Here is a 17378-nt window from a genome sequence, read left to right as displayed (position 1 = left end):
TTCCTCCGTTGCCGATGACGCCCCTTGCGGGCGTGCCGCCCATGTCCGAAGTCGCCACCGAAGCTGCGCGCCGCCGCACCTTCGCCATCATTTCCCATCCCGACGCCGGCAAGACCACGCTGACCGAAAAGCTGCTGCTGTTCGGCGGGGCGATCCAGATGGCCGGCTCGGTGAAGGGCCGCAAGGCCGCCCGCCACGCCACCTCGGACTGGATGGCGCTGGAAAAGGAGCGCGGCATCTCGGTGACCTCGTCGGTGATGCAGTTCCCGTACGAAGGCAAGATCATCAACCTGCTCGACACCCCCGGCCACGCCGACTTCGGCGAGGACACCTACCGCGTGCTCACCGCGGTGGACTCGGCGTTGATGGTGATCGACGTGGCCAAGGGCGTGGAAGAGCGCACCATCAAGCTGATGGAGGTGTGCCGGCTGCGCGACACGCCAATCATGACCTTCATCAACAAGCTCGACCGCGAGGGCAAGGATCCGATCGACCTGCTCGACGAGGTCGAGACCGTGCTCGGCATCGAATGCGCGCCGGTGACCTGGCCGATCGGCATGGGCCAGCGCCTCAAGGGCGTGGTGCACCTGGTGACCGGCGAAGTGCACCTGTACGAGCCCGGCCGCAACTTCACCCGCCAGGACTCGACCATCTTCCCGTCGCTGGACGCGCCCGGCCTGGCCGAGAAGATCGGCGCACAGATGCTGGCCGACCTGCGCGAGGAACTGGAACTGGTGCAGGGCGCCAGCCACGCCTTCGACCTGGACGCCTACCGCGCCGGCAAGCAGACCCCGGTGTTCTTCGGCTCCGGCGTCAACAACTTCGGCGTGCAGCCGCTGCTGGACTTCTTCGCCGAGCACGCGCCGCCGCCGCAGCCGCGCGCCACCACCGGCCGCCAGGTGCAGGCCGGCGAGGACAAGCTGACCGGCTTCGTGTTCAAGATCCAGGCCAACATGGATCCGCAGCATCGCGACCGCGTCGCGTTCATGCGCATCTGTTCGGGCCGCTTCGCCGCCGGCATGAAGACCCTGCACGTGCGCACCGGCAAGGAGGTCAAGCTGGCCAACGCGCTGACCTTCATGGCCAGCGACCGCGAGATCGCCGCCGAGGCCTATCCCGGCGACGTCATCGGCATCCACAACCACGGCACCATCTCCATCGGCGACACCTTCACCGAAGGCGAGTCGCTGTCGTTCACCGGCATTCCCAACTTCGCCCCGGAACTGTTCCGCCGCGCGCGCCTGCGCGACCCGCTCAAGCTCAAGCAGTTGCAGAAGGGCCTGGCGCAGCTGTCCGAGGAAGGCGCCACCCAGTTCTTCCGCCCGCTGATGAGCAACGACCTGATCCTGGGTGCGGTCGGCACGCTGCAGTTCGACGTGGTCGCCTACCGGCTCAAAGACGAGTACGGCGTGGACGCCAGCTTCGAACCGGTGGGCGTGGTCACCGCGCGCTGGGTGCACTGCGACAACCCCAAGAAGCTGGAAGAGTTCCGCGAGAAGAACGCGATGAACCTCGGCATCGACGCCGCCGGCGAACTGGTCTACCTGGCGCCGACCCGGGTCAACCTGCAACTGGCGCAGGAACGCGCGCCGGACGTGCGCTTCGCCGCCACGCGCGAACACGCGCACAGCGTGGCGGTGGAATGACCGCCATGTGACCGCGGGCGTGCGCCGGCTGAGCGCACGCCCAACCGGCGGCGCGGTGTTGCGCCGCAGCGGATGCGAACCGCTCGCAATTGCGGTACCGTGCGGGCCCATGGATGCAGACCGGTCGCCCGCCTACTCGAACGCCGACGCGCAGCCTTCCACGGACTGGCGCGACGAACTGGCCAGCGCCCTGACCCACGGCCTCGGCGCCATCGCCGCGCTGGCCGGCGGCTCGGTGCTGATCACCCTGGCCGCCATCTACGGCGACGGCTGGCAGCTCGCCACCGCCATCGTGTTCAGCGTCACCTTGCTGCTGCTGTATGTGGCCTCGACGCTGTACCACGCCATCCCGCATCCCGGCGCCAAGGCGCGCCTGCAGATCTTCGACCACTGCGCGATCTACCTGCTGATCGCCGGCACCTACACGCCGTTCACCTTGATCGGCCTGCGCGGCCCGTGGGGCTGGGGCCTGTTCGCAGCGATCTGGACCATCGCCGTGGCCGGGGTGATCTTCAAGCTGTTCTTCACTGGTCGCTTCCGCCTGCTGTCGACCATCCTCTACATCGCGATGGGCTGGCTGATCGTGGTGGCGATCGAACCGCTGCTACGCTCCGTCGACGCCTGGACCCTGGGCTGGCTGCTGGCCGGCGGTCTGTTCTACACCCTCGGCACGTATTTCTACCAGCGCGACACCGTGCGCTACTTCCACGCCATCTGGCATCTGTTCGTCCTCGCCGGCAGCGTCTGCCACTTCGTGGCGGTGACCAGCCAGGTGCTGTAGGCAGACCATCGGCCGTTCGCCGGCGTCCCGAACACCCGCCATCCCAGGGCGGCATGACGGACCGCTCTGCCATCGCAACACCTATTCACGCACTCGCTTGGAATGTCGAGCGCATGGCGTGCGCTCTGCATCAACGCCGATCAGCTCTTGCGCTTCTGACACGCTCCAGCAGAGACGATCATGTGCGATGGATGCTGGTTGACATAGCGGTGCTTCGTCGCGAACGCCCCATCCGGTTCCGTTTCGAGGTTGTCGGAGACATGGATCGTGAAGGTTCCAACTTCCGAGAATGCGGCGACCACCTGCTCCTTGCCTTCCGCATCCCAATACATCCCGGCCGCGATGGCAGGCGTAATAACCACGCGCCCACCGGTTGCCGAAACGCCCTCGCACTGGGTCTCGCTGTCCATCAAAACAAGGAATCTTCCGCTCGGCGCCAGAATGCCCACTTCAATCGGATCGATGTTCCCGACGTCGATGCGCACAACCTGCGCCGGATCCACATCCGCCTGAGACGCGCCACCCAACGGCGACACGAGACAAAAGGCAGCGACGACGAGTGGAAACCTGCCGAAGCGCTTGGCTGACTCTCTCACACGCATCCCCTGTCAAATACACCGACGACCGCTGATTGACCGGGACCAAGGGTGATGCACTGCGCTGCAATAGGCAGCCAGAACGCCACCTTCCACATCCAACAAATTGGAACCGCAGCCAGCGATCTCTGACTCATGAGCGGCAGCGTTTGATCCCGCGGCCAGCCCACAGGCATCATGCATCCATGGTGTGGACGCGGACAACGCCCATCGGGCCCGCCATCCCGTCCGCTTTCGCACCCCGTGCACGGCGTCTGCCTAGGATGGCCGCATGGCTCGCGACCCCGCTTCCGCATCCCGCTCCTGGCCCTGGCGGCGCAACGACGGCCGCCTGCGGCGCTGGCCGTTCGTGCTCGGCGCGCTGGTGCTGCTCCTGCTCGTCATCATCCTGATCTTCGACTGGAACTGGTTCAAGGCGCCAGTGGAACGCGCGGTGCAGGCGCGTACCGGCCGCGCCTTCCATATCGACGGCAACCTGGACGTGGATCTGGGCCGCATCGTCACCTTGCGCGGCGATCGCCTGCGCTTCGCTAATGCCGATTGGTCGAAGCAGCCGCAGATGGCCAGCGCCGACCGCGCCGAACTGGATATCGCGCTGTGGCCGCTGCTGCGCGGCCGCGTGCGCATCCCCGAGATCCGCCTGACCAAGCCCGATCTGCTGCTGGAGACTGGACCGAACGGACAGCCCGGCAACTGGGTGTTCGGCCAGTCCGACGGCGGCCGTCCGGTCGTGCTCGGCGCCCTGCTGGTACAGCAGGGACACCTGCGCTTCCAGGATCCGGCCGGGCGCACCGAGATCGACATCGCCGTCGATAGCCAGGTCGGGCAGCGCCGCCGTGGCGATGCCGCCCCGCCGATCGCGGTCAGCGGCGATGGCCGCTGGCGCGGCAATCCCTTCACCCTGAAAGGCAGTACCGCCTCACCGCTGGAATTGAGCGAGAGCGACCACCCGTTCCGCGTCGACCTGCGCGGCAGCGCCGGCAGCACCCGCGCGCACATGCGCGGCACCCTCACCAATCCGTTCCAGTTGCGCGTGTTCGACCTGCAACTGCAACTGGCCGGCACCGACATGGCCCACCTGTATCCACTGCTGGGCATCGCCATTCCCTCCACACCGCCCTACCAGTTGGACGGACGCCTGCAGCGCGACGGCGATCGCTGGCACTACCAGGACTTCCGCGGCCGCGCCGGCGACAGCGACCTGGCCGGCACGGTGCAGATCGACACTGCGGGCCAGCGCCCGTTCCTGCGCGCCGACCTGCGTTCGCAGCGGCTGGATTTCGACGATCTGGCCGGCTTCGTCGGCGCGCCGCCGCGCACCGGCGCCGGCGAGACCGCCAACGCCGAGCAGAAGGCGCAGGCGGCCAAGCTCGCCGCCACCGACAAGGTGCTGCCGTCCACCCCATACGACCTCGGCAAGCTGCGCGCGATGGATGCCGACGTGCGCTGGAAGGCGCAGCGCATCAATGCGCCGTCGCTGCCGCTGGACGACATGGACGCGCACCTGAAGCTCGACGACGGCGTCCTGCTGCTGCAACCGCTGAACTTCGGCGTGGCCGGCGGCGACCTGCGCTCGGACATCCGCATGGATGCACGCAAGCCCACGCTGTTCACCCGCGCGCAGGTGTCGATCCGCGGCGTGCAGCTGGGCAAGCTGTTCCCCGACGGCAAACTGGCCAAGGAAGCGGCGGGCGCGATCGGCGGCGAGATTGCGTTGGCGGGCAGCGGCAACTCGATCGCGCAGATGCTGGGCAACGCCGACGGCAGCGTCGCCATCGGCATGGGCAAGGGCCGAATCAGCAACCTGGTGATGGAGCTGGCCGGGCTGGATATCGCCGAATCGTTGAAGTATTTGGTGACCAAGGACCGCGAGATCCCGGTGCGCTGTGCGTTCGGCGACTTCGGTGTCCAGCACGGGGTGATGACCTCGCGCGGCCTGGCCTTCGACAGCACCGACACCCTGCTGGTCGGCAGCGGCACCATCGACCTGGGCCAGGAACGCCTGGACCTGCTGCTGAAAGCGCAACCCAAGGACCACAGCATCCTCGCCCTGCGCTCGCCGCTGCGCGTCGGCGGCACCTTCAAGGACCCCAGCTTCCGCCCCGACCTCAAGGCCCTGGGCCTGCGCGGCGCGATCGCTGTCGCCCTGGGCAGCATCGCCCCGCCAGCGGCGCTGCTGGCCACCATCGAGACCGGGCCGGGCAAGGATATTCAGTGCGGCCGTTGAAGCCGGGAGTGGGGAATCGGGGATAGGGAATCGCGAGAGCAAAAGCGCGTTCCGCGTATCGATCTTGTCAGGCGACGATGCACGGATGGCTGCAGGGGATCGTTGCTTTTGACTTCCTATTCCCGATTCCCCACTCCCGATTCCCAGCCCCTCAGCTCCTGATGTATTCCTGCAACTGATCCAGCTCCTCGCGCTGCTCTTCGATCACCGCCTTGACCAGGTCGCCGATCGAGATCACGCCGATCACGGTGCCGGCGTCCACCACCGGCAGGTGGCGGATGCGTTGCCCGGTCATCAGTTCCATGCACTGCTGCACGCTCTGCGAAGGGTCCACGGTGTGCACCCTGCTGCTCATGATGTCGCGCACCGGCGTGGTCGCCGAGGAGCGGTCCTGCAGGACCACCTTGCGTGCGTAGTCGCGCTCGGACAGGATCCCGGACAGCTGTCCGTCCTGCAGCACCAGCACCGCGCCGATGCCCTTGGCGGCCATCAGCCGCAGCGCCTCGATCACCGCCGTGTCCGGCGCGACCGCGTGGATCTCATTGCCCTTTTCGCTCAAGACCTGCCGTACCGTCCGCATCGCTGCCTCCCGGTTCGCTGGATCGCACGGCCGAGCATACTCCTTCGCCCGGTGCACGCCAGGTCTCCACCAGGTACAGCGGACGTTGCTTGGATTCCTCGTACAGCCGGCCCAGGTATTCGCCGATCAGGCCCAGCGCGATCAGTTGCACGCCCCCCAGGAACAGGATGACCGCCATCATCGTCGGCCAGCCGGCCACCGGGTCGCCCCACAGCGCCGCCTTGACCACCACCCAGATCGCGAACAGGAAGGCGCCGACCGCGGTCGCCAGCCCGAGATAGGTGGCCACCCGCAATGGCGCGGTGGAGAAGCCGGTGATGCCGTCCAGGGCGAAGTTCCACAACCGCCACAGGCTGAACTTGCTGCGCCCGGCCAGGCGGGGCGCACGCCGGTACGGCACCGCCAGGCGGCGGAAACCGATCCAGCCGAACAGGCCCTTCATGAAGCGGTGGCGCTCGCGCAATTGCCGCAGCGCGGCCAGCGCGCGCGGCGACAGCAGGCGAAAATCGCCGGTATCGGCGGGGATCGGCGTCTTCGACAGGCGCCCGATCACCCGGTAGAACAGCGCCGCGGTGCCGCGCTTGAGCCAGCCCTCGCCTTCGCGCACCAGGCGCGTACCGTAGATATCGTCGTAGCCGGCGCGCCAATGCGCGACGAACTGTCCGATCAGTTCCGGCGGATCCTGCCCATCGGCGTCCAGCAGCATCGCCGCGCCGCGATCGACGCAGTCCAGACCGGCGGTCAGCGCCAGTTCCTTGCCGAAATTGCGCGACAGACGCAGCGCGCCGACCCGCGGATCGGACGCGGCCAGCGTCTGGATCGTCTCCCAGGTCGCATCGCGGCTGCCGTCGTCCACGTACAGCACCCGCCCCTCCAATCTCGGCACGGCGTCGAGCGCAGCGACGATGCGCGGGTGCAACAGCGGCAGGGTCTGCGCCTCGTTGAACGCAGTGACGACCACGGTAAGACGTTCGGATTCCATCGGCGGATGGTACGGAGCCGCCTGCGGGTTCACCAGCGGCGCGCGGCGCCTGACGAACTCCTCCCTTCTCCCACTGGGAGAAGGTGTCACGAAGGGGCGGATGAGGGTACGGGTACCGCCGAGCCCAATTCGCGCGCGCCGCCGTACCCTCACCCCAACCCCTCTCCCGGTGGGAGAGGGGCTTCAAGCCTATGGCGCCTGCAGGTAGGCGGGCCCGCCGAGTTGCCGGGTCTGGCGCTGGATCCAGTTGGCGCGTCCCTGCACGTACGGGCCGGGACGCGCGACGTTGTAGCGCTGCGGCGCCGGCAGCACCGCCGCCAGCAGCGCGCTCTGCGCCGGCGTCAGCTGCGCCGCGTCCTTGTTCCAGAAGCTGCGCGCCGCCGCCTGTGCGCCATACACGCCGTCGCCGAACTCGGCGACGTTGGCGTACACCTCCAGAATGCGCTGCTTCGACCACAGCGCCTCGATCAGCACCGTGTACCAGGCCTCCAGGCCCTTGCGCAACCAACTGCGGCCTTGCCACAGGAACACGTTCTTGGCGACCTGCTGGCTGATGGTGCTGGCGCCGCGCAGACGGCCGCCGCGCGCGTTGTGGTCGCGCGCCTTCTCGATCGCATCCAGATCGAAACCGTGATGGCTTGGGAAGCGCTGGTCCTCCGCGGCGACCAGGGAGATCGGCAGGCTCGGCGCGATCTGCGCGGTGTCGCGCCAGTCGTACGCGATGCGGTACGACCAGTCGCCACTGGCCCAGGCGCCAAGCTGGTGCTCCAGCATCATCGCCGAGAACGGCGGGTCGACGAAGCGCAGCAGCAACACCTGCGACACGCTCGCCAGCACGAACAGCAACGGCGCCAGCAGCAGCCAGCGCCGCCAGCGCCTGGCCCGTGGACGCGCCGGAAGGGCGCCACTTGCATCGCGGCGCCCCGCCCCCATTCCTATGCTTTCTTCGATCTGGTCCACCGTGACGATCCACTCTCGTGCGGTCGCCATCTTCCCATGCGCAGCGAGGCCGCAATGCATTCTTCCGACGATCGTCTGACCCGCTTCCTGCTCCCCGGCGCCGGCGTGCGCGGCGTGCACGTGCGCCTGCACGACACCTGGCGCGAGATCCTGGCGCCGGCCAGCTATCCCGCCGCGGCCACCGAACTGCTGGGCGAGGCCTGCGTCGCCGCGGCCCTGTTCACCGGCCATACCAAGGTCGACGGGCGCCTGTCGGTGCAGTTGCGCAGCCAGGGCGCGCTGCGCACCCTGTTCGCCGAGTGCACCGCCGCCGGCACGCTGCGCGGCATCGTCCAGCTGGGCGAAGGCCAGGACGCGCCGCGCGACCTGCGCGTGCTCGGCGACGATGCCCTGCTGGCGATCACCATCGAGAACCCCGGCCTGGACCCGCGCGAACCGCAGCGCTACCAGAGTCTGGTGGCGATGTCCTCGGCCGAGCTGGACGAAGCCTTCGAGGACTACTTCCGCCAGTCCGAGCAGTTGCCGACGCGGCTGATCCTGGCCGCCGACGGTACGCACGCCGCCGGCCTGCTGCTGCAGAAGCTGCCGGGCGACGCCGGCGACGAGGACGGCTGGAACCGCGCCGGCGCGCTGTTCGAGACCGTCGGCGAGGCCGAACTGCTGGCCACGCCGGCCGAAACCCTGCTGCACCGGCTGTTCCACGAGGAGACCCCGGAACTGCTCGGCGACCGCCCGCTGCGCTTCGGCTGCTCGTGCTCGCGCGAGCGGGTCGCGGCGATGCTGCGCTCGCTCGGCGAGGAAGAAGCGCGGGCGGCGGCCGAGGCGACCGGCCAAGTTGAGATCCGCTGCGAGTTCTGCGGCCGCCACTATGACTTCCCCTTGACGGAATTCGGAGTATTGTTTGCCGTAACGCAGGCTGAACCGACGTCCTCGGAGCGCTTGCACTAGCTGAAACGCGCGTCGCGACCGGGGAGTCCGACTTGTTAAAGAAACATAAACCCTCTAGCATCGACCACCCTGTCCGGCGGGAACTTTCGTGCCCGCCCCAAGTCTCAGATTGCTGATGCGACCCTTCCTGCGCCTACCGCTCGCCCTGCTGATCGCCCTCGCGGCGAGCACGGGTGCGCACGCGCAGAGCAAGCCCGCCACTGGTCACGACCGCACCGTGTTGCCGGTCTGGAACAAGGGCAGCGGCAAGGTCGAGGCGCTGCTGTACCTGGAGCCCACCGGCGAACAGGCGGTCGGCGCGCGCTGGCATTTCGGCCGCAACTCCCTGGATGCCGCGTTCGGCCTGTCCTCCGGCGACTCGCTGGGCCTGCTGTGCAACAGCGCCAGCGGCGGCAGCATCAGCGGCTTGGCCAGCCACTGCATGCTGGCCAGCCTGGGCGACGACGACGGCACCACCGGCCACCATGTCGCCGCCACCACCACCTTCAACCGCCCCGGCGGGCGCCTGTCGCTGTCGGCGGGCACCGGCCGCGAGAACCTCCCCGCCTGGCTGGCCGGCGCCAACAAGACGCCGTCGATGCGGATGGAGCAGAACGACCTGACCGTCTTCGCGCAGCAGAACATCGGCCGCGAGGGCTTCGTCTCGATCGGCGGCACCTACGCCAAGGCGCGCCTGGTGCCGATCGCCGACGCCACCCCGGCCATGCTCGACCGCTGGGACAGCAAGAGCCTGAGCATCGGCGGCGGCTACGGCTCGTTCAGCGCCAACGTGATCGGCCGTGTCGTCGACGCCCCCGGCCAACCCGGCAAGTGGACCGGCCTGGGCGTGGGCCTGACCTGGCGTACCCCGTGGAGCGGCCAGCTGACCGTGGGGGCCGAGAACGTCATCACCCGCGGCAAGAACCCGTTCTCGCCGAACAACATCAGCACCGAAGAGGGGACCATCCCCTACGTGCGCTACGAGCAGGATCTGTAGCGACCACTTGCGGCAAGCGCCGCCTCATCACACCGCATTTTGTGATGGATACGTGATTTTTACTCCAATTCACGTCAAAACACCGCTTTGTTAACGGGACTTTAATTCTTCCTCCGACCGGGATACCATCCAGGCACCCTGAAGGGATTTGGAATCGCATTTTCGATTCCGCCCACAGGCAAACCTTGGGCTTTACCCAATCTTTCGGAGAGAGAGCTAATGAATTGCAAGACCAACACCCTGCGTGATGCAGTGGTGCTCGCGCTTGTCGTGGGCGCCGGTGGCACCGCGGGCGCAGCCGTCGCTCAGGACGCGAGCGGCAGCGGCGCCACCAACCTGGATCGCATCGAAGTCACCGGTTCGCGCATCCGCCAGGTCGACACCGAGACCGCGCAGCCGGTCCTGCTGATTAGCCGCGACCAGATCGAGAAGCAGGGCTTCAAGTCGGTCGCCGACATCCTGCAGAACATCCCCACCGCCGGCTCCCCGGCCGTCAGCCGCACTTCTCCGCTGTCCTCCGGCGAAGCCGTCGGCGGCTACTACATCGATCTGCGCAACCTGGGCGCATCGCGCACGCTGGTGCTGGTCGACGGCAAGCGCCTCGGCAGCACCAACGGCGGCCTGCAGGACGTGTCCTCGATCCCCGCAGTGGCGGTCGAGCGCATCGAAGTGCTGAAGGACGGCGCCTCGAGCATCTACGGTTCCGACGCCATCGCCGGCGTGATCAACATCATCACCCGCAAGAACTTCGACGGCGCCGAAGCCAACGCCTATGTCGGCCAGTGGGGCCAGGGCGACGGCCAGCGTCAGGTCTACGACTTCATGATCGGCAGCACCGGCGAGCGCGGCTCGCTGACCGCCGGCGTCGAGTACACCAAGGAAGATCCGGTGTGGGCGCGCGACCGCTGGTTCAGCCGCACCCGCTTCCCGACCGGCGAAGATTCCGAGTCGCGGCCGGGCGGCCTGTCCGGCACCAGCCAGTACGGCCGTTTCGCCTATCGCAACGGCGCGGGCCAGACCGTCACCCGTACCCTGCGTCGCGATGTCCCGGGCCTGGATCCGGCGAACATCAACAGCTACCGCGCGCTGGACAGTTCCGACGTGTCCAACCCGGCGCTGGCCTCGACCGTGTACAGCGGCATCGAGCGCAAGTCCGCGTTCCTGAACGGCACCTTCAACTTCACCGACAACATCCGCTTCGACACCAGCGTCCTGTACACCGATCGTGAGTCGTTCGCGCAGAACTCCGGCTATCCGTTCAACAGCGCCAACTTCGTGCTGTCGCAGGACGGCCTGTCGGCCGACAGCGTGTTCAATCCGGTCGGCAACAAGGCCACCGGCGGCCTGCCTCCGGGCACCGCGCCGCAGGCGGTGCAGTACGTGCGTCGCGGCTGGGAAGTGCCGCGCGAAGTGCGCAACAACCTCACCACCTACCGCTTCACCGGCGCCTTCAGCGGCAGCTTCGAGCTGGGCGAAGGCAAGTTCTGGGATTGGGACGCGGGCTATCTGTACAACCAGAACAAGGGTGTGCAGGTCAGCACCGGCAACCTGAACACCTATGCCGTCGGCCTGGCCACCGGCCCGTCCTTCATCAACGGCAGCGGCGTGGCGCAGTGCGGCTCGGCCGCCAATCCGATCGCGCTGGGCACTTCGGGCGGCAACTGCACCCCGTGGAATCCCCTGCTGCCGGAAGGCTACAAGGGCGCCAACGGCCTGAGCGATCCGAACGTGCGCGCGTTCCTGTACCAGGACGGCCAGGCGATCTCGAAGACCGAGACCAAGAACTTCTTCGCCAACATCTCCGGCAGCATCGTGACCCTGCCGGCAGGCGACCTGGGCGTGGCGGTCGGCGTCGAGCACCGCCAGGAAAGCGGCAGCTTCTCTCCGGATGCGATGGCGCAAACCGGCATCTCCACCGACCTGGCTGCCGGCCCGACCCGCGGCAAGTACAGCCTGGACGAAGTCTATGCCGAGTTCCAGGTGCCGCTGCTGGCCAATGTGGCCTTCGCCAAGGAACTGAGTCTGTCGCTGGCCAGCCGCTACTCCGACTACGACAACTTCGGCGACACCGTGAACAGCAAGTTCGGCTTCAAGTGGAAGCCGATCGATTCGCTGCTGGTCCGCGGCACCTGGGCACAGGGCTTCCGCGCGCCGACCATCGCCGACCTGTACGGCGGCCTGTCGCAGAGCTTCGAGTACTACACCGATCCGTGCGATACCAAGTTCGGCACGGCGGCGGGCAATGCGCGCTGCGCGGCAGTGGTGCCGGCGGGCTTCCGCCAGCTCAATGCCTCGGGCACCGCGCCGGCCAACGGCCCGGGCGAGCAGAGCAACGTCCCGTTCGCCTCCGGCTCGACTCCGACCCTGACCCCGGAAACCTCCACCTCCAAGACCCTGGGTCTGGTGTGGAGCCCGGAATTCGTCACCGGCCTGAACGCGTCGCTGGACTGGTGGAAGGTGCGCATCGAGAACACCATCGTCTCCGATGACCCGACCACGCTGCTGGAAGACTGCTACCTGCGCGGCATCGCCTCGCGTTGCACCGGCTTCACCCGCAACGCCGCCGGCAACATCACCGCGCTGGCCTTCGGTCTGCGCAACGCCGGTTACCAGGAAACGGAAGGCTACGACCTCGACGTCACCTACCGCTTCGAGACCGCGTACGGCAACTTCACCGCGGCGTGGCTGAGCAGCTACGTGGCCAAGAACGAGCTGAAGCAGGACAACTCGGATACTCCGCCGAGCCAGCAGAACGGCTACCAGAACAAGAACGGCAGCTACTTCCGTCTGCGCTCGAACCTGAGCCTGACCTGGCAGATGAACGACTGGGCGGTCACCTGGAGCACCCGCTACTACTCCAGCACCAAGGAGCAGTGCTACTTCGACGACCGTTGCAGCGAGCCGAACTTCACCGCTCCGGAGTACGCGGGCGCGACCTACCCGGTCAACCGCATCGGCGCCAACGTCTTCCACGACGTGCAGGTGAGCTACAACACCCCGTGGAACGCGACCATCGCCGTCGGCGCGAACAACGTGTTCGAGCACTACGCCGCTCCGTCGTACTCGCAGCCGGCCTCCGGCTACTCGTACTACGGCGGGTACGACATCGGCCGTTTCATCTACATGAAGTACCAGCAGCGCTTCTGATCGCCTGGCGATCGGTAAACGTGTCACCACAACGGCTCCGCAAGGAGCCGTTGTTTTTTGCGAGTTGCGTAACGGGAAGCGACAGCGCACGCGCTTGGCGCACGCATGAATCTGTGGAGATGCTGCAGCGCCCGCCGCGACATGGGCAGCACCCCGCAAACGGCAGCGACATTCGCACACGGCAATGGCATGCGCGGAACTTCAATGCGCCGCGCGCCGGACTGGCACAAGCGCGATGCGCGTTGCGCACATATGACGATGCATGCATAACGTCCCTGCATCGTTGGACGATTCCAGGGCCCAAGCGTTTTCGGAGTCCTACAGCGCACTGATCCATCGCGCCAGCCGACTGGCGCGATGCGTCGGTACGACGAACTGGATCAGCCGGGAATCAAGGTCACGATGACGTGTTCGACGTAGGCCTCGAAGTCCTCGCGCGCCTGCTTGGGCTGGTGCAATTGCAGCGACAGCTGCAGGAAGCCGACGTAGGCGGCATAGGCCAGGCGTGCGCGATGTTGCGCATCGGTCCGGCTGAGCCCGGCCTGGCGGAACGAGGCGATCAGATACTCCATGCGCCGCTGCGAGACCCGGTCGATCACCGGCCGCACCGCGGGATGATCGAGCGCCTTCAGCAACTCGCTGTAGATGATGTGCGGCTTGACCTCGTGCGCGACCAGTTGGAACAGCGCGCGCAGCCGCGTGCGCGGATCCGGCACCTCTTCCAGGCTGCCGAACACCTGCTGCTGCTCGACCAGTTCCCAGCGCTCCAGCGCGGCCTGCAGCAGCGCATCGCGCGAGGGGAAATGCCAGTAGAAGCTGCCCTTGGTGACGCCCAGGCGCCGCGCCAGCGGCTCCACCGCCACCGCGCTGACGCCCTGTTCGGCGATCAGGTCCAGGGCGGCCTGCGCCCAGTCTTCGGCGCTGAGCCGGTTGTTACGGCCACCGCCAGAAGCGGCGCCGTCGTCGGAGGAGGGAGCGGGCGCGGTATTCATCCGTGGATTTAACCATACGGGGACGTCGGTTGCAGTATGTGGCCTTCACGAAGGCGGCGCAAATGCCCGGCAGCATTGGCTTTTCGCACCCATACTGCATCGTATTGACATGCCGCGCAGAGCAACCATACTATCTCGTATGGTTTCCGCTTCCGCCACCGTCCCGCATGCCGCCTCGGCTACCCTCTCGGGTGCCGGCGAGCTGGCGCTGGCCGCGACCGTCACCGGTCCCGGCGAAGCGGGATCGGTGCTGTTCGCGCATGGCTTCGGCCAGACCCGGCATGCCTGGTCGGCGACCGCCACGGCGCTGCAGGCGCATGGGTACCGTAGCGTCGCCTACGACGCGCGCGGCCATGGCGACTCCGCACGCAACCCGGCGGACCTGCCCTATCGCGGCGAGCAGTTCACCGACGACCTGATCGTGGTCGCCGGCGAGATGTCGCCGCCACCGGTGCTGGTCGCCGCCTCGATGGGCGGGCTGTTCGGGCTGATCGCCGAATCGCGCTGGCCGGGCCTGTTCCGCGCGATGGTGCTGGTGGACATCACCCCGCGCTGGCAGCCGGCCGGGGTCGAGCGCATCCTCGCTTTCATGACCGCGCATCCGCAGGGCTTCGCCAGCCTGGACGAGGCCGGCGACGCGATCGCCGCCTACCTGCCGCAGCGCGCGCGCAAGTCGCCCGAAGCGCTGCGCAGCGTCCTGCGGCAACACGCCGACGGCCGCTGGTACTGGCACTGGGACCCGCGCCTGGTCGAAGAGCTGGCGCGCGACAGCGACCAGCACCAGGGCGCGATCGCGCAGGCCGCCGCACACGTGCAGTGCCCGCTGCTGTTGATCAGCGGCGGCCGCAGCGACCTGGTCACGCCACAGACCATCGAAGAGTTCCTGTCGCTGGTGCCGCATGCGCAGCATGCGCATCTGCCTGAAGCCACGCATATGCTGGCCGGCGACGACAACGCCGCATTTACCGCCACTGTGTTGCACTACCTGGACGCCCTGCCACCGGCCTGCGCCGGCGCACCGTCCGCCGTCACCGAGTACCTCCCCGGAGCACGCCCATGAGCATCATTGCCCCCTTCCTCGTGTTGTTGCTGGCCGGCGCGTTCGCCGCCTATCACCGCATGCGGCTCGCCGTCTGGGCCGCGTTGAGCGCCACGCTGCTGGTCGCGTGCTGGCTGCTCGGCGCCAACCACGTCGCCACCATCGTCGCGGCCGTCGTACTGGCCGCGGTCGCGGTACCGCTGCTGTTGCCGTTCGTGCGCAAGCCGCTGCTCACCGCGCCGATGCTGAAGGTGTTCCGCAAGGTGCTGCCGCCGCTGTCGCAGACCGAGCGCATCGCCCTGGAGACCGGCTCGGTCGGCTTCGAAGGCGAGTTGTTCACCGGCGACCCGGACTGGCAGAAGCTGCTGAACTATCCCAAGCCGCAACTGACCGCCGAAGAGCAGGCCTTCCTCGATGGCCCGGTCGAAGAACTGTGCCGGATGACCAACGACTGGGAAATCACCCACGTCCACGCCGATCTGCCGCCGGAGATCTGGAGCTTCATCAAGAAGAACAAGTTCTTCGGCATGATCATCCCGAAGGAATACGGCGGCCTGGGCTTCTCCGCGCTGGCCCACCACAAGGTGATCCAGAAGATCGCCTCGGTCTCGAGCGTGGTCAGCTCCACCGTCGGCGTGCCCAACTCGCTGGGCCCGGGCGAACTGCTGCTGCATTACGGCTCCAAGGAGCAGAAGGACTACTACCTGCCGCGTCTGGCGGTGGGCCAGGAAGTGCCCTGCTTCGGCCTGACCGGTCCGTTCGCCGGCTCCGACGCCACCTCGATCCCTGACTACGGCATCGTCTGCAAGGGCGAGTGGAACGGGGCCAATGTGCTCGGCGTCAAGCTGACCTTCGACAAGCGCTACATCACCCTGGCCCCGGTGGCGACCCTGGTCGGCCTGGCTTTCCGCATGTACGACCCGGAAGGCCTGATCGGCGACACCAAGGACATCGGCATCACCCTGGCGCTGCTGCCGCGCGAGACCCCCGGGGTCGAGATCGGCCGCCGCCACTTCCCGCTGAACTCGCCGTTCCAGAACGGCCCGATCCATGGCCGCGAGGTGTTCATCCCGCTGAGCCAGTTGATCGGCGGCGTGGAAATGGTCGGCAAGGGTTGGAACATGCTCAACGAGTGCCTGGCCGTTGGCCGCTCGATCACCCTGCCCTCCACCGCCAGCGGCGGCGCCAAGTTCGGCGCGGTCGTCACCGGCGCGTATGCGCGCATCCGCAAGCAGTTCGGCCTGTCGGTCGGCCGCTTCGAAGGCGTGGAAGAGGCGCTGGCGCGGATCGGCGGCAAGGCCTATGCGATCAGCGCGCTGTCGCAGGCCACCGCCGCGGCGGTGGACCGCGGCGACGTGCCGTCGGTGCCGTCGGCGATCGCCAAGTATCACTGCACCACGATGAGCCGCGAGGTCATCAGCGACGTGATGGACGTGGTCGGCGGCAAGGGCATCATCCTCGGCCCGCGCAACTTCGCCGGCCGCAGCTGGCAGGCCGCGCCGATCGCGATCACCGTGGAAGGCGCCAACATCATGACCCGCAGCCTGCTGATCTTCGGCCAGGGCGCGATCCTGTGCCATCCGTGGGTGATGAAGGAGATGAAGGCCGCCGGTAATCCGGACCACAAGGCCGGCGTCGACGAGTTCGACCGCAACCTGTTCGGCCACATCGGCTTCGCCATCTCCAACGCGGTGCGTTCGCTGTGGTTCGGCCTGACCGCCGCACGCATCGGCGCCGCGCCGGGCGATGCCTACACCCGCCGCTACTTCCGCAAGCTGGACCGCTACTCGGCGAACCTGGCGCTGATGGCCGACGTGTCGATGCTGATGCTCGGCGGCAAGCTGAAGTTCAAGGAGTCGCTGTCCGGACGCCTGGGCGACGTGCTGAGCCACATCTACATGACCAGCGCCATGCTCAAGCGTTACCACGACGACGGCGCGCCGGCCACCGACCAGCCGCTGCTGGCCTGGGCCTTCCACGACAGCGTGCACAAGATCGAGCTGGCGCTGTCGGCGGCGCTGCGCAACTTCCCGATCCGTCCGGTCGGCTGGCTGATGTGGGCGCTGATCTTCCCGTGGGGCCGCCGCGCCGAAGCGCCGGGCGACCGCCTGGGCCACCGCGTCGCCGCGCTGCTGATGACGCCGAACGAAGCCCGCGATCGCCTGGGCCAGGGCGTGTTCCTGACCCCGTGCGAGAACAACCCCGGCGGCCGCATCGCCAGCTACCTGACCAAGGCGGTGCTGGCCGAGCCGGTGGAGCGCAAGTTCCTGAAGGCGCTCAAGAGCAAGGGCATCGAATCGCTGGACTTCGCCTCGCAGTTGGATGAGGCGGTGCGCCAAGGCGTGCTGTCGGCCGACGAGCGCCGTCAGCTGGAGGAGCTGCGCGAGATCACCATGGACACGATCAGCGTCGACGACTTCGACACCGACGAACTTCGCTCGGCGAGCTACTACCAGCGTGCCGCGGCGGCGGCCGACGACGGGCATTCGCGCGAAGCGGCCTGA

At 67.6% G+C, this 17378-nt stretch carries 13 protein-coding genes; 8 read left to right on the top strand and 5 right to left on the bottom strand.

The window, feature by feature from the left end:
- Window positions 1-41 precede the first annotated feature (41 nt).
- Complete coding sequence (locus tag SLW55_RS19355; protein WP_152237441.1) at window positions 42-1646, top strand: peptide chain release factor 3; 1605 nt, start codon at window positions 42-44, stop codon at window positions 1644-1646.
- Between the two features lie 109 nt (window positions 1647-1755).
- A complete protein-coding gene (locus SLW55_RS19350) occupies window positions 1756-2427 on the top strand; it encodes a hemolysin III family protein (RefSeq protein WP_152181821.1) in 672 nt (223 codons plus the stop codon).
- Window positions 2428-2567: 140 nt separating this feature from the next.
- Here SLW55_RS19350 and SLW55_RS19345 read toward each other — a convergent pair whose 3' ends face one another.
- The gene (locus tag SLW55_RS19345; protein WP_320745568.1) at window positions 2568-2912 is read right to left on the bottom strand and encodes a hypothetical protein; all 345 of its coding nucleotides are present in this window, start codon (window positions 2910-2912) and stop codon (window positions 2568-2570) included.
- A 382-nt stretch (window positions 2913-3294) separates the two neighbouring features.
- On the opposite strand from SLW55_RS19345, the gene SLW55_RS19340 reads away from it, so the two are divergent.
- The gene (locus SLW55_RS19340) at window positions 3295-5250 is read left to right on the top strand and encodes an AsmA family protein (protein ID WP_320745567.1); all 1956 of its coding nucleotides are present in this window, start codon (window positions 3295-3297) and stop codon (window positions 5248-5250) included.
- A gap of 151 nt (window positions 5251-5401) precedes the next feature.
- On the opposite strand, the gene SLW55_RS19335 is transcribed toward SLW55_RS19340, so the two are convergent.
- From SLW55_RS19335 to mtgA, 3 genes are all read right to left on the bottom strand, one after another.
- A complete protein-coding gene (locus SLW55_RS19335; protein ID WP_043090869.1) occupies window positions 5402-5830 on the bottom strand; it encodes a CBS domain-containing protein in 429 nt (142 codons plus the stop codon).
- The gene (locus SLW55_RS19330; RefSeq protein ID WP_320745566.1) at window positions 5790-6812 is read right to left on the bottom strand and encodes a glycosyltransferase family 2 protein; all 1023 of its coding nucleotides are present in this window, start codon (window positions 6810-6812) and stop codon (window positions 5790-5792) included. The genes SLW55_RS19335 and SLW55_RS19330 overlap by 41 nt, the downstream gene beginning before the upstream one ends.
- 189 nt (window positions 6813-7001) lie before the next feature.
- Window positions 7002-7745 (bottom strand): monofunctional biosynthetic peptidoglycan transglycosylase, encoded by a 744-nt coding sequence (mtgA, locus tag SLW55_RS19325; RefSeq protein ID WP_152237444.1) that lies wholly within the window; start codon window positions 7743-7745, stop codon window positions 7002-7004.
- An 81-nt stretch (window positions 7746-7826) separates the two neighbouring features.
- Between mtgA and SLW55_RS19320 the strand changes: the two genes are divergently transcribed.
- The 3 genes from SLW55_RS19320 to SLW55_RS19310 all read left to right on the top strand — a co-directional run bounded on the left by SLW55_RS19320 (window position 7827) and on the right by SLW55_RS19310 (window position 12843).
- Window positions 7827-8720: an Hsp33 family molecular chaperone HslO gene (locus SLW55_RS19320; protein ID WP_026143742.1), complete on the top strand. Its 894-nt coding sequence runs from the start codon at window positions 7827-7829 to the stop codon at window positions 8718-8720.
- Between the two features lie 115 nt (window positions 8721-8835).
- A complete protein-coding gene (locus SLW55_RS19315; RefSeq protein ID WP_148827644.1) occupies window positions 8836-9696 on the top strand; it encodes a hypothetical protein in 861 nt (286 codons plus the stop codon).
- A gap of 219 nt (window positions 9697-9915) precedes the next feature.
- On the top strand, window positions 9916-12843 hold the full coding sequence (locus SLW55_RS19310; protein WP_267083633.1) for a TonB-dependent receptor: 2928 nt from the start codon (window positions 9916-9918) through the stop codon (window positions 12841-12843).
- Between the two features lie 380 nt (window positions 12844-13223).
- Here SLW55_RS19310 and SLW55_RS19305 read toward each other — a convergent pair whose 3' ends face one another.
- On the bottom strand, window positions 13224-13835 hold the full coding sequence (locus SLW55_RS19305; RefSeq protein ID WP_017910473.1) for a TetR/AcrR family transcriptional regulator: 612 nt from the start codon (window positions 13833-13835) through the stop codon (window positions 13224-13226).
- Between the two features lie 139 nt (window positions 13836-13974).
- Here SLW55_RS19305 and SLW55_RS19300 point away from each other — a divergent pair, with 139 nt between their 5' ends.
- Together SLW55_RS19300 and SLW55_RS19295 are read left to right on the top strand one after the other, a co-directional pair.
- Window positions 13975-14895: an alpha/beta hydrolase gene (locus SLW55_RS19300; protein ID WP_320745565.1), complete on the top strand. Its 921-nt coding sequence runs from the start codon at window positions 13975-13977 to the stop codon at window positions 14893-14895.
- Window positions 14892-17378 carry an acyl-CoA dehydrogenase gene (locus SLW55_RS19295; protein WP_320745564.1) on the top strand — a complete coding sequence of 829 codons (2487 nt, stop codon included), beginning with the start codon at window positions 14892-14894 and terminating at the stop codon, window positions 17376-17378. Before SLW55_RS19300 ends, SLW55_RS19295 begins: the two co-directional genes overlap by 4 nt.

The sequence above is a fragment of the Xanthomonas sp. LF06-19 genome (assembly GCF_034105425.1).
GTDB lineage: Bacteria > Pseudomonadota > Gammaproteobacteria > Xanthomonadales > Xanthomonadaceae > Xanthomonas_A > Xanthomonas_A sontii.
This window is presented reverse-complemented; position numbering and strand designations above follow the sequence as displayed.

What these genes read in the sequence shown, in the direction of transcription:
- SLW55_RS19355 (WP_152237441.1), top strand. Translation starts at nt 42, where the DNA reads ATGTCCGAAGTCGCCACCGAAGCTGCGCGCCGCCGCACCTTCGCCATC.
- SLW55_RS19350 (WP_152181821.1), top strand. Translation starts at nt 1,756, where the DNA reads ATGGATGCAGACCGGTCGCCCGCCTACTCGAACGCCGACGCGCAGCCT.
- SLW55_RS19340 (WP_320745567.1), top strand. Translation starts at nt 3,295, where the DNA reads ATGGCTCGCGACCCCGCTTCCGCATCCCGCTCCTGGCCCTGGCGGCGC.
- SLW55_RS19335 (WP_043090869.1), bottom strand. Translation starts at nt 5,830, where the DNA reads ATGCGGACGGTACGGCAGGTCTTGAGCGAAAAGGGCAATGAGATCCAC.
- SLW55_RS19330 (WP_320745566.1), bottom strand. Translation starts at nt 6,812, where the DNA reads ATGGAATCCGAACGTCTTACCGTGGTCGTCACTGCGTTCAACGAGGCG.
- mtgA (WP_152237444.1), bottom strand. Translation starts at nt 7,745, where the DNA reads ATGGGGGCGGGGCGCCGCGATGCAAGTGGCGCCCTTCCGGCGCGTCCA.
- SLW55_RS19320 (WP_026143742.1), top strand. Translation starts at nt 7,827, where the DNA reads ATGCATTCTTCCGACGATCGTCTGACCCGCTTCCTGCTCCCCGGCGCC.
- SLW55_RS19315 (WP_148827644.1), top strand. Translation starts at nt 8,836, where the DNA reads ATGCGACCCTTCCTGCGCCTACCGCTCGCCCTGCTGATCGCCCTCGCG.
- SLW55_RS19310 (WP_267083633.1), top strand. Translation starts at nt 9,916, where the DNA reads ATGAATTGCAAGACCAACACCCTGCGTGATGCAGTGGTGCTCGCGCTT.
- SLW55_RS19305 (WP_017910473.1), bottom strand. Translation starts at nt 13,835, where the DNA reads ATGAATACCGCGCCCGCTCCCTCCTCCGACGACGGCGCCGCTTCTGGC.
- SLW55_RS19300 (WP_320745565.1), top strand. Translation starts at nt 13,975, where the DNA reads ATGGTTTCCGCTTCCGCCACCGTCCCGCATGCCGCCTCGGCTACCCTC.
- SLW55_RS19295 (WP_320745564.1), top strand. Translation starts at nt 14,892, where the DNA reads ATGAGCATCATTGCCCCCTTCCTCGTGTTGTTGCTGGCCGGCGCGTTC.